Origin of the sequence: Pseudonocardia parietis, from assembly GCF_017876315.1 — a bacterium.
Lineage (GTDB): Bacteria > Actinomycetota > Actinomycetes > Mycobacteriales > Pseudonocardiaceae > Pseudonocardia > Pseudonocardia parietis.
On record NZ_JAGINU010000001.1, the window covers coordinates 3,973,410 to 3,985,248 of the forward strand.

Annotated in this window: 9 protein-coding genes; 3 read left to right on the plus strand and 6 right to left on the minus strand. The window is 73.0% G+C overall.

Annotated elements, in window-relative coordinates:
- Positions 1-96 precede the first annotated feature (96 nt).
- Complete coding sequence (locus tag JOF36_RS18835; protein ID WP_210028339.1) at positions 97-1,566, plus strand: mannitol dehydrogenase family protein; 1,470 nt, start codon at positions 97-99, stop codon at positions 1,564-1,566.
- Between the two features lie 12 nt (positions 1,567-1,578).
- Here JOF36_RS18835 and JOF36_RS18840 read toward each other — a convergent pair whose 3' ends face one another.
- Both JOF36_RS18840 and JOF36_RS18845 read right to left on the minus strand, forming a co-directional pair.
- Positions 1,579-2,259 (minus strand): helix-turn-helix transcriptional regulator, encoded by a 681-nt coding sequence (locus JOF36_RS18840; protein WP_307862461.1) that lies wholly within the window; start codon positions 2,257-2,259, stop codon positions 1,579-1,581.
- Positions 2,260-2,319: 60 nt separating this feature from the next.
- Positions 2,320-3,738 (minus strand): amidase, encoded by a 1,419-nt coding sequence (locus JOF36_RS18845; protein WP_210028341.1) that lies wholly within the window; start codon positions 3,736-3,738, stop codon positions 2,320-2,322.
- Positions 3,739-3,916: 178 nt separating this feature from the next.
- Here JOF36_RS18845 and JOF36_RS18850 point away from each other — a divergent pair, with 178 nt between their 5' ends.
- Positions 3,917-4,462 (plus strand): dihydrofolate reductase family protein, encoded by a 546-nt coding sequence (locus JOF36_RS18850; RefSeq protein WP_210028345.1) that lies wholly within the window; start codon positions 3,917-3,919, stop codon positions 4,460-4,462.
- Here the strand turns inward: JOF36_RS18850 and JOF36_RS18855 are convergent.
- Genes JOF36_RS18855 through pgm form a run of 3 tightly spaced genes read right to left on the minus strand, consistent with a single transcriptional unit; the run spans position 4,441 to position 7,619 of the window.
- On the minus strand, positions 4,441-5,226 hold the full coding sequence (locus JOF36_RS18855) for a hypothetical protein (RefSeq protein WP_210028351.1): 786 nt from the start codon (positions 5,224-5,226) through the stop codon (positions 4,441-4,443). The genes JOF36_RS18850 and JOF36_RS18855 overlap by 22 nt on opposite strands.
- Position 5,227: 1 nt before the next feature.
- A complete protein-coding gene (gene ppgK / locus JOF36_RS18860; protein WP_210028354.1) occupies positions 5,228-5,968 on the minus strand; it encodes a polyphosphate--glucose phosphotransferase in 741 nt (246 codons plus the stop codon).
- Between the two features lie 13 nt (positions 5,969-5,981).
- Positions 5,982-7,619, minus strand: a complete 1,638-nt coding sequence (gene pgm / locus JOF36_RS18865) for a phosphoglucomutase (alpha-D-glucose-1,6-bisphosphate-dependent) (protein ID WP_210028360.1) — start codon at positions 7,617-7,619, stop codon at positions 5,982-5,984.
- Between the two features lie 83 nt (positions 7,620-7,702).
- Between pgm and JOF36_RS18870 the strand changes: the two genes are divergently transcribed.
- Positions 7,703-8,584 carry an ABC transporter substrate-binding protein gene (locus tag JOF36_RS18870; protein ID WP_210028362.1) on the plus strand — a complete coding sequence of 294 codons (882 nt, stop codon included), beginning with the start codon at positions 7,703-7,705 and terminating at the stop codon, positions 8,582-8,584.
- Positions 8,585-9,052: 468 nt separating this feature from the next.
- Here JOF36_RS18870 and JOF36_RS18875 read toward each other — a convergent pair whose 3' ends face one another.
- A complete protein-coding gene (locus tag JOF36_RS18875) occupies positions 9,053-11,545 on the minus strand; it encodes an HNH endonuclease signature motif containing protein (RefSeq protein ID WP_210028364.1) in 2,493 nt (830 codons plus the stop codon).
- Positions 11,546-11,839 lie beyond the last annotated feature (294 nt).

Sequence of the window (11,839 nt, forward strand, 5' to 3'; positions counted from 1 at the left end):
ACCATGGAAAAGCAGCGCAGCAGCTGTTTGCGATGACTGGTCGGATCGCCGATCAGCTCGCGCCGCAAGGCCGCCGACCGGCGGTAGGGTGCGGCCATGCGCTCGCTGGAGGAGACCGACATCTGGAGCGAGGGTGTCGAGGGGGTGGACGTCCCCGGCTACGACCGGGACGGGGTGCGACCGGGCATCGTCCATATCGGAGTCGGTGGCTTCCACCGCGCGCACCTGGCGATGTACGTCGACGCGCTGCTGACGGCGGGGGAGGCGCGGGACTGGGGGATCTGCGGGGTCGGGGTGCTGCCGTCCGACGACCGTATGAACGCCGTGCTGCGCGCCCAGAACGGGCTGTACACGCTGGTCCGCAAGGAACCGGACGGCTCGCTCGCGCCTCGCGTGGTGGGGTCCCTTGTTGACTACCTCTACGCGCCGGACGACCCGGAGAGCGTGATCGAGCGGATCGCGCACCCGGACACGAAGATCGTCTCTCTGACGATCACCGAGGGCGGCTACGCGATCGACCAGACCAGCGGCGAGTTCGACCCGGAGTTCGCCGGCGTCCGGGAGGACCTCGCCGCCCGGGTCCCGACCGGCGCGTTCGGGCTGGTGGTCGAGGGCCTGGCGCGGCGCAAGGACCGCGGCACCGGGCCAGTCACGATCATGAGCTGCGACAACATGCAGGGCAACGGCGACGTCGCCCGCCGGGTGTTCACCGGCGTCGCCCAGCTGCGCGACGGCGAGCTCGGCGCGTGGGTCGCCGCGAACATCACCTTCCCGAACTCCATGGTCGACCGGATCACCCCGGCGACCGCCGACTCCGACCGCGACGCGCTCGCCGAGCGCTTCGGCCTGCGTGACGGCTGGCCGGTGGTCTGCGAGCCCTTCACCCAGTGGGTCCTCGAGGACGACTTCGCCGCCGGGCGCCCGGAGTTCGAGCGGGTCGGGGTCCAGCTCGTCGACGACGTCGTGCCGTACGAGTTCATGAAGCTGCGCCTGCTCAACGCCACCCACCAGGCGCTCGGCTACCTCGGCTACCTCGCCGGTCACCGCTACGTGCACGAGGTCGCCCAGGACCCGGCGTTCGCGTCGTTCCTGCGCGGCTACATGGACGACGAGGCCACCCCGACGCTGCGCCCGGTGCCCGGCATCGGCCTCGACGAGTACAAGGACACGCTGCTGGCACGGTTCGCCAACCCGGGCGTCGCCGACACCCTGACGCGGATCAATTTCGGCAGCTCCGACCGGATCTCGATCTTCCTGCTGCCGGTGGTGCGGGAGCAGCTGGCCGCGGGCGGGCCGGTGGACCGGGCCGCCGCCGTCGTGGCGGGCTGGTGCCGCTACGCCGAGGGCACCGACGAGCAGGGGCAACCGATCGAGCAGCAGGACCGGCTCGCCGAGGAGATGACCGCGCTGGCGCGCCGGGAGCGGACCGAGCCGCTGGCGTTCCTGCGGTACCGGCCCGTCTTCGCCGACCTGGCCGACGACGAGCGGTTCGCCGGCGCGTTCCGTCGCGCGCTGGAGTCGCTGCACTCCCGGGGTGCCGCCGCGACGGTCGCCGACCTCGCCTGACGGTGCGGCGGCTCAGACCCGGACCAGGCCCAGCTGGGCGGCCCGGGCCGCCACCGCCGCCCGCGTCGAGGCCCCGGACTTCTCCAGGATGTGCTCGACGTGGGTGGCCACGGTCCGCCGGGTGACGTAGAGCCGGTCGGCGATCTCGCCGTTGGGCAGGCCCCGGGCCACCAGCCGCAGGACCTCCAGCTCGCGCGGGGTCAGCCGCCACTGCTCCAGCATCAGCGCGTCGGCGACGATCTCGCTGCACCGGCGGGCGTACGCCGCGACGACCGGCGCGATCCGCGGATCGAGGTCGGGCCGGTCGAAGCTGACGTGCAGCACCGCCGCCCCGCGCGCGTTGTCGGGCCCGACGGCGACCGACGTCCCCTCCTGGTAGCCGACCGGGCGCAGCACCTCACGGGCCAGCACCGATCGGTCGAAGCGGGGGATGTCCGCCCAGAACAGGGTGACGTCGCGCAGATCCCGCACCATCGCGTAGTGCGGGTCCTCGCGGACGAAGTCGACGCTCAGGTAGCCGGCCGTCTCGGGGGCGTAGCCGCCGTTGGCCAGCAGCCGGTGGGTGTCCGGGCGCCCGGTCCGGACGGTGATCGCCGCCGCGGTGCACGGCACCGCCGCGCGGAGCATCGCGAGGATGCCGTGCGCGAGCGTCTCCGGCACGTCGCCCGGAATCACCGCCGGTCCGTCGTCCACCACACCCACCGCCTGCGTCGCCGGGGATCGCTCCCCGGCATTGCACCACGGCAGAGGTGTTCAGAGGGAGGGTCGCCGGTCGGCCCACGGCCGGGCCTGCTCCACACAGCCGGCCACCCGCAGCACCAGCGCGTCCTGCCGGTGCCGGGCCGCGACCTGCAGACCGACCGGGCGACCGTCCGCGGTGAAGCCCGCAGGCAGCGTGACGGCCGGGTTGTTCAGCATGTTGTAGGGGTAGGTGAGCAGCCAGTCGAGCAGCTGCTCGCGCAGCGAGGTCCCGTCGAGCCACTCGGGGGCGAAGCGCTCCAGCTCGAACGATGCGCTGCACAGGGTCGGGGAGACGAGGACGTCGTAGTCGTCCATGAAGCGGGTCCAGGTGTCCCACATCGCGCCCCGGGTGACCTCGGCGCGGCCCACGTCCACCCCGGTCAGTCGCTCGCCCTCGCGCATCAGCTCGATCAGGTTCTCGTCGACCTCCCCGTGCAGCGACTCCCAGTCGAGCAGGTCGTGCTCGGAGGCGAACCCGGGCACCCAGATGCCGTGCCACATCGCCTCGGAGACGGCGCCCCAGCCCGGGGTGGCCTCGGTGACGGTGGCGCCGAGGTGCTCCAGCACGGGCAGGACCTCGCGGCAGACCGCGAGAACCTCCGGGTCGACGTGACAGCCGAGACCGAGGTCGGGGGAGAACGCGACCCGCAGCCCGCGGATGTCGCCCCGGACGGCCTCGGTGTAGGAGCGTTCCGGGCGCTCGATCGTCAGCGGGTCGGCCGTGTCCGGGCCCGCGAGCACGTCGAGCATGAGCGCGTTGTCGGCGACGGTGCGGGTGATCGGGCCGTGGTAGGCCCAGGTGTAGTACCGGCCGGCGAGGATCGTCTGGGGGATCACGCCGGTGGTCGGCTTCAGCCCGACCACGCCGCACAGCGCGGCCGGGATGCGGACCGAACCGGCGCCGTCACTGCCCTCGGCCAGCGGACCGAGCCCGGCGGCGACGGCCGCGGCGGCGCCACCGCTGGAGCCGCCCGCGGTGTGGCCGCGCTTCCACGGGTTGTGGGTGGGGCCGAACAGGTGGTTGTCCGTGCCGCCGTAGTACCCGCTCTCCGGGGTGTTGGTCTTGCCCAGGAACAGCCCGCCCGCCTCGCGGAGCCTGCGCACGACCACGGCGTCGGTGTCGGCGATGTTGTCCTTGAGCGGGACCATCCCGAACGTCGTGGGCAGTCCGGCGACCGCGGTCAGGTCCTTGATCGTGAACGGCACCCCGTGCAGCGGGCCGAGCTCGTCACCGCGGGACACGGCGGCGGTCAGCTCGCGGGCGTCGCGCAGGACCTGTTCCCGGTCGAACGCGACGATCGCGTTCAGCCCGGGGTTGACCTGCTCGACCCGGTCCACGGCGGCCGTGGCGACCTCGTCGGGGGAGAGCTCGCCGGCCCGTACCGCACGGGCCAGGTCGGTGGCGGAACGCCAGGTGATCTCGTCGGTCATCGTCGACTCCTCGCAGGTCCGGCGGTCGGATGCGGGAAGTATCGGCCGGTCACCGGGTGCCGCGGAATCGGTCGGGCGACCGACCCCGACCGGACGCCGACGCCCGGATCGATGACTTCCGCGGCCGCCGCCGGTCGTTCCTGTCGTAGATTGCGTATCCCGATCAGAGGAGCCAGGCGTGGGAACGATCGACGTGCACGAGTTCATCAGCCTCGACGGAGTGGTCGAGGAGCCCTCGTGGACCGCCGAGTACGGCTTCACCGACGCGATGGGCGCGGCCATCGGCGCGCTCTGCGACCAGGCGATCCTGCTGGGCCGCACCACCTACGAGGGGTTCTACCCGGCGTGGTCGGCGCGCGGGCACGACGTCGAGTCCGGCGGCGCGTTCTTCAACGGCGCGCCCAAGCACGTCGTGACGTCCACTCTGGACGACCCGCTGGAGTGGGAGAACTCGACCGTCCTCGGGCCGTACGACCCGAAGCGGATCCAGGACCTCAAGGACTCGGTCGACGGCGGCATCTACGTCAGCGGGAGCGTGACGCTGGTACGTGCGCTGCTGGCCGACGGCCTGGTCGACACGCTCAACCTGTTCGTCTACCCGATCGCGCTGGGTGCGGGCCTGAAGCTGTTCACCGACGGGCAGCGGATCCCGCTGCGCCTGGTCGGGACCGAGGCGTACGAGAACGGTGTCGTCCGGATGACCTACGGGCCGGCGGTGTCCTGACCGGCTGACCGCCCGGGGTCCGCAGGCGGGACCGTGCGGTCGCCGCCGGTGCCCTCGTTCGTCGCCGAGGGCGCCGGGACGACCGCGATCAGGTCGACCAGCCGGTCCCAGCAGGTCCGGTGGCCGGGCGGGAACCGGCGCTGCGACCGGCGTGCCCGCCGCGAGCCGGCAGGGTAGAACCGGCGGGCCCAGAACGAGTCCGGCCGGGCCAGGCGCAGTGCCCCGACCAGCGCGATCACCGGTAGCAGCACCCCGATCAGCCCGAGCGCCGTCCGTCCCTTGAGGATCGCCACCACGGCGACGGCCAGTCCGGAGCCGACCGTGCCGGCGACCACCCAGGACGGGGAGCCCGGGTCGTCACCGATCGGGTCGGCCCCGAGCGCCAGCGCCACCCCGAGCACGGCGGCGACCAGCACGGCGTCGACCGACCGCCGTCCCTCGGCGGTCCAGTAGACGTCGTCGAGGCGCAGCCACAGCGCGAACTCGTCGAGGGTCAGCGCCGCGCCGATGCCGAACAGGACGGCGAGCACGGCGTCGACCGGCGGGCCCGGCCGCCAGGTGAACTCGGCCGCCCCGGCGACGAGCAGCAGGAAGATCCCGTACACCTGGTGGTGGACGTGCACCCCGCCGATGCTGGTGTCGCGGAACGGCCCGCGACCCAGCCGGATCGCCCGGGTGATCAACCGGGTCGCGACGAAGGTGACCAGGAAGGCGACCAGCATCCAGAGCGGCAGCAGCCGGATGCCGGTCACCGCGACGGTCACGTCAGCCGTGCGCGAGCAGCGCGGCGCCGATGATCCCCGCCTCGTTGAGCAGCTTCGCCGGGACCATCGGCGTCCGGGTCCGCACGTACGGGGACCACTTGTCGAACTTCTTGCTGACCCCGCCGCCGACGACGATCAGATCCGGCCACAGCAGGTTCTCGACATGGGTGAAGTAGCGGGTCAGCCGCTCGCCCCACTGTTCCCAGTCGAGGTCGTCGCGGTCGCGGGCGGAGTCCGCGGCTCGGGTCTCGGCGTCGTGGCCGTCGATCTCGAGGTGACCGAACTCGGTGTTCGGTACCAGGTGCCCGTCGACGATCAGCGCGCTCCCGATCCCGGTGCCCAGCGTCGCGAGCAGCACGACCCCGGCCCGCGACCCGGCCGCGCCGAACGCGACCTCGGCGACCCCGGCGGCGTCCGCGTCGTTGACCAGCAGCCCGTCCCGCCCGGTGACCTTGCGCAGCACGGTGGCGGCGTCGCAGTCGACCCAGGCGGGGTCGACGTTCGCCGCGGTGCGGGTCACCCCGTGCTGGACGACGGCCGGGAAGGTGCAGCCGAAGGAGCTCTTCCAGCCGAACGTGTCGAGGATCTGCCCGACGGTCTCCGCGACCGCCTCGGGTGTCGACGGCTGCGGGGTCGGGATCCGGACCCGTTCCGCGGCCAGCGTGCCCGTCGTCAGGTCGACCGGTGCCCCCTTGATCCCGGACCCGCCGATGTCGATGCCGAAACCGCGTTCGTGCTTCACGGGATCGATCCTGTCAGGAACCGAGTGCGGCGGCGACCACGTCGCGTGCCTCCGACTGGAGCAGCGCGAGGTGCTCGGCACCGCGGAAGCTCTCCGCGTAGACCTTGTAGACGTCCTCGGTGCCCGAGGGCCGCGCGGCGAACCATCCGGCCTCGGTGACGACCTTCAACCCGCCGATGGCGGCGTCGTTGCCGGGCGCCCGGGTCAGCCGCGCGGTGATCGGGTCGCCCGCCAGCTCGGTGGCGGTGACCGAGCCGGCGTCGAGCCCGGACAGCGCCGCCTTGTCCTCGCGCGAGCAGGCGACGTCGGTACGGGCGTAGGCCGGTGTGCCGAACCGGGCCGTGAGGTCGGCGTAGTGCTCGGTGGGTGTCCTGCCGGTGACGGCGGTGATCTCCGAGGCCAGCAGCGCGAGCAGCAGACCGTCCTTGTCGGTGGTCCACGGCGTGCCGTCGCGGCGCAGGAACGACGCCCCGGCGCTCTCCTCGCCGCCGAACGCGATGTCACCGGACCGCAGGCCGGGCACGAACCACTTGAATCCGACGGGCACCTCGACCAGCGTCCGACCGAGGTCGGCGGCCACCCGGTCGATCATCGACGAGCTGACGGCGGTCTTGCCGATCCCCGCGGTCGGTGACCAGCCGGGGCGGTGGGCGTAGAGGTAGCCGATGGCGACGGCGAGGTAGTGGTTCGGGTTCATCAGCCCGCCGTCGGCGGTGACGATGCCGTGCCGGTCGGCGTCGGCGTCGTTGCCGGTCGCGATGACGAAGGGCGCCGGCACGGCGCTCATCCGTTCACGCAGCGATGCCATCGCGTGCGGGGAGGAGCAGTCCATCCGGATCTTGCCGTCCCAGTCGAGCGTCATGAACCCGAACGCCGGGTCCACGGCCGGGTTCACGACGGTCAGGTCGAGGCCGTAGCGCTCGGCGATCACACCCCAGTAGTCGACCGACGCCCCGCCGAGCGGGTCCGCGCCGATGGTGACCCCGGCGTCGCGGATCGCGTCCATGTCGAGGACCTGGCCGAGCTGTGCGACGTACTCGCCGAGGTAGTCGTAGCGACCTGCCTCGAACGATGCCGTTCGCCGGACCCCGGACAGCCCGGCCTCCAGCAGCTCGTTGGCCCGGTTCGCGATCCACGACGTGGACCCGGTGCCGGCCGGGCCGCCGTCCGGCGGGTTGTACTTGAAGCCGCCGTCGGCCGGGGGGTTGTGCGAGGGGGTGACGACGACGCCGTCGGCCAGGTGCCCGGTGCGGCCGGCGTTGGTGACCAGGATGGCGTGCGAGATCGCCGGGGTCGGGGTCAGACCGTCCCGCGAGTCGATGACGAGCTCGACGCCGTTGGCGGCGAACACCTCGGCCGCGGTGCGCCAGGCCGGCTCGGAGAGCGCGTGCGAGTCCCGGCCGAGGAACAGCGGGCCGTCGGTGCCCTGCGCGGCCCGGTACTCGACGATCGCCTGGCTGGTGGCGGCGATGTGGTCGTCGTTGAACGTGGCGAGCAGCGCCGAACCGCGGTGACCGGAGGTGCCGAACGCGACCCGCTGGACGTCGACCTTCGGGTCGGGGTGGACGTCGGAGTAGGCCGCGAGCAGCGCGGGCACGTCGACGAGGTCCTCGGGGCGGGCCGGGGTCCCGGCGCGCTCGTGCACGGACATGCAGGGTTCCTTCCGTGGCGGATCGATCGGCGCCCAGCCTGCCGCATCGGTGGGCGTGGTCGCAGCACCTACGCTCTACGGTTGTGCGCATCGCATCGTTGCTGCCCGCCGGGACCGAGATCGCCGGACGGCTCGGCCTCGCCGACCGGTTGGTCGGGGTGACCTTCGAGTGTGACGACCCGCCCGGTATCCGGGACCGGGTGCCGGTGGTGGTGGACACCGCTCTGGCGGCCGGTGCGACCCCGGCCGAGATTGATGCGATCGTCCGCGAACGGGCCGCGGCCGGGCTGGCGATGTACGAGGTCGACCGGGCGACGCTCGCGGGCGCCGATCCCGATCTCATCCTCACCCAGGATCTGTGTGCGGTCTGCGCCCTGCCCGGGGCGACGATCGCCGAGGCGCAGGAGACGATCGGCACCCGCGCCGAGGTGCTGTCGCTGAACCCGCACCGGCTCCCGGACGTCCTGCAGATGATCACCGATGTCGGTGCGGCGGCCGGTGTTCCGGGCGCGGCGGCCGAGCTGGTGGCGGGTCTCTCCGATCGGTTGGACGCCGTCGCCGCGGCCGTCCGCGGGTACCGGCGGCCGCGGGTGCTGGTCCTGGAGTGGACCGACCCGCCGTTCCTGCCCGGGCACTGGGTGCCCGATCTCGTCACCGCCGCCGGCGGAACCGCGGTCGCCGCGACGCCGGGTGGGCGGAGCGTCACCGCGGACTGGGACACACTTCCCGAATGTGACGCCGTCCTGGTCGCGCCCTGCGGGTTCGGCCTGGACGACGCGGTGACGCAGGCCCGCGCCGTACTCGACCGGCTGCCGGCGGGAGTTCCGGTGCACGCGATCGACTCGGCCTCCTTCGTGGTGCGTGCCGGTCCGCGGCTGGTCGACGGTGTCGAGGCGATCGCGTCGGCGTTGCACCCGGGCACGGTGCCGGAGCCGCCGGCGGGACGGATCGCGCGCGTCGGATAGCCCGTCGCGGTCTCCGGCCTCCTTCACCCGGGGCCGGGAGGCGTGGTGCCGGCTCGGGTAGCCCCGGCCAGCGGCCACGCATACCGCGTGGTGGATCAGGGCAGGTCGGGGCGTTGAGGGTTACCACCATCACGGAGCGCGATCGAGCTCGTCGTGGGGATGAAGGGGCGGCGTGGCGCCAGGGTGATGTGTCGTCGATTTCCCGGCTGGGCGGTGCGCGTGGATCGGCGTGGGGCACGGTGACTCCTCGGACAGCGGTATGCGGTCGGACAGGCCGGGGCGACCAGTGCGTTGCTCCCCGGGGTCTCCGGCCGCCTTCACCCGGGGCCGGGAGGGCGTGACGGTGTAGCACCGCACTCCGCCGGCCCAGCAACTCCGCCGGCCCAGTAACTCCGCCGGCCCAGTAACTCCGCCGGCCTACCGCGGTCGGTCTTGGTCATGGATGGACCAGTGGCGTCCGGCCGGAGATCAGAACGGCGGTGGCTCGTCCCGTGCTTCGCCGCCGCGGGGCGTGGTGTCGCCGGGCGCGGGGGCGTCGGGTGCGTGGTCCTCGCCTGGTGGGGCGCGGTCGTGTCGGCGCAGGTCGGGTTGTTCGTGGTCGATGTCGTAGGCGGGGTGGTCGAACCAGGGTTCGGGGTCGCGGTGGACCGGCCGGGTCGGGGGCGGCAGGATCGGTTCGGGCTCGACGGGGTAGTGCCGCCCGAGTGGGCTGGTCCAGATGAAGTGGCCGGGTTCGGGCTGTTCGAGGCGCCATCCGCCCTTGGTTTTGAGCATGTGGTGGTGGCGACACAGTGGTGCCAGGTCGTCGTGGGTGGTGGTGCCGCCGTGACTGTGATCGAGTGTGTGGTCCTGGTCGCAGCGTCGGGCCGAGGTGCGGCATCCGGGGTGGACGCAGGTGCGGTCGCGGACCTCGGTGTGGCGGCGTAGCGGCGCGGACGGGAATCGGGCGGTGGGGTCGGCGTCGAGTTCGGTCCAGGGTTCGGTCTGTTGGCGGTGTTGTTCGTAGCGGGCGGCGATGTCGGTGATCACCCCGGTCCAGCGGCCGTGCTGTGCCGCGGTAGCGGTCAGGGTGGCGAGCTGGGTTTCGGGGATATGGAGTTCGACGATCCCGCCGGGCGGTCCGGTGGGGTCGCGGGGTGTGGGTCGGTGGCGGGTGAGGCCTTCGGCCAGGAGGTGTCCGTGGTCGTCGACGATGACCCAGCGCCATTGGGCGCGGCGTTGGCGGGCGACGATGCGGCGGGCAGTGTGGGCGGGGATCGGGCCCCAGCCGGGTAGTTCGGCGGCGCGGTCGTCGAGGCCGAGTAGGGTGCTGAGCGGGACCCGGACCTCCACGCCGAGGCTGCTGCTCGGGCTCGTTGTCGCCGTGCTGGGTGCCGGGCGGTGGTCACGCTGTTCGTCCTGTTCCGGAGTGGGTCGCTTCGACGTGTCCTGCTCGGCTCGGGCGGGTGCACCCGTCACGGCGGCGCCGCTATCCGCATTACCGCCGCGGGTGTCCTCGCAGGTAGCGCGGGTATCGAGTTCGCGGCCACCTGCCGGCGAACCACCCGTGTCCGGTCCATCGGGCTCGGGGTCGCCCGGGCCGGGGGCAGAGCCGGGGCCGGGGCCGGGTTCATCGGGCCCGGAGTCATCCGGTCCGGGCCCGCCGGACCCAGGTTCCTCGGGCTCGCCGGAGCCGGACTCGTCGGACTCGTCGGACTCGTCGGACTCAGGCTCCTCGGGTTCTGGCTCGTCGGACCCGGACGCGCCGGACGTGGGTTCGCTCGGCTCGGCCTCGTTGGACGCGGGGTCGCCGGATGCGGCGGCGCCGGAGGCACTCACCGTGGTCGCGCTGAACTCGGCCTCGGCCTCGGACCCGGACCCGGACCCGGACCCGGACCCGGACCCGGACCCGGCCTCGGATCCTGCCTCGGGCTCGGGCTTCCCGGGCTCGAGCCTGCCGGAGTCGGGACCGGAACTGGGCGGGCCGGTAGCGGGCCGGTCGGACGCAGCACCCGCTCGACCGGACCCGGCATCACCGGACCCGGCATCACCGGACCCGGGGGTACCGGAGTCAGGAGTACCGGACCCGGGGGTGCCGGACCCGGGAGTTCCGGCGCCGGCTTCACCGGACTCGGTGTCGCTCACGGTCGTGCCGGGATCGGCGTGGCCGGCGAAGCGCTCCAGTAGCGCCTGCAGGATCTCGGCGCGGTTCAGCCCGTGCAGTGATCCGTCGAGCAGGCCCAGTACGAGGTCGGCCCGGACCTGGTCCAGGGTGCCGGGGTGCCCGTCGTGGCGGGCGGCGCGGGCCAGGGCGTCGAGGCGTTCCCAGGCGGCGGCGGCCTCGTCGGCCGGGAGACCGCTCGCCGAGAGCACCGCGGTGCCGTCGGCGCACAGGTAGGCCACCACCTGGCGGTCCCGGATCGCCTTGCGGTAGCGGCGTTCGTAGTAGGCCGGGTCCAGCTCCAGGACCAGGCGCTTGATCCGCTCGGCGATCTGGCCGGTGGTCAGCCGGGGTGCGTGGGGCAGGACCGCAGCGCAGACTGCGGCGATCTGGTCGGCGGGTAGGTCGCCCAGGTGCTGGGCGAAGACCCGGGCCTTGCCGCGGTCGATGTGGCCCTGCGACAACGCCGCCTGCACCTGCGGCAACGCGTGCACCAGCACGAACGCTAAATCGGTCTCCGACTCTGCGGCGCGTCGGGTCCAGGCCAGGGCGGCGCGGACCTCGTCGGCGCCGTAGAGCTCGGGGGTGTCGGCGCGGCGGACCTCCAGGGGCCCGGCGAACGGGCGCCGGCACACGACCTCGGCCATCGTGGCGAACATCCGGGCCTGCTCGTGGGCGAGCTGGCGGGACTGGGCGACCAGGACGTCACCGATGTCGTCGTTGGGCACCCGGTCAAGGTCGAGGCCGGCGAGTGTGGTGGCCAGCTCGGGGCCGGGCGACAGCGCCGCCAGCCCTTCTGGAATCACCTGCCCGACCACCATGAATCGAACATACCGTCGACCCCCGACAGTTTCGGTCCATCGCTCGGCGGCGAACCGGACGAGGGGGTCTTTCGGCGTGTGGAACGGGTCGCCGGCTGCTGCTGCGGTCACTCACACGTGCGTCGTCGCGCGCGCCCGAGCTTCGGGGTGTGCGACGAAGCGATCCGTCAACAACGCGGATGGCGTCAGAGCGACGTCTTCCCCGTCCTCGACGGCGCGGCGCGCCGGCAGCCTCAGGAACGCTCCAGTAGATGGACGGTGCCCGCAGGTCCGCAGGCCCACGCGCCGGCGACG

Bases quoted from the DNA above. Each gene is read 5' to 3' on its own strand.
- JOF36_RS18875 (WP_210028364.1), bottom strand. From the start codon at position 11,545: ATGGTGGTCGGGCAGGTGATTCCAGAAGGGCTGGCGGCGCTGTCGCCC.
- JOF36_RS18835 (WP_210028339.1), top strand. From the start codon at position 97: ATGCGCTCGCTGGAGGAGACCGACATCTGGAGCGAGGGTGTCGAGGGG.
- JOF36_RS18845 (WP_210028341.1), bottom strand. From the start codon at position 3,738: ATGACCGACGAGATCACCTGGCGTTCCGCCACCGACCTGGCCCGTGCG.
- pgm (WP_210028360.1), bottom strand. From the start codon at position 7,619: ATGTCCGTGCACGAGCGCGCCGGGACCCCGGCCCGCCCCGAGGACCTC.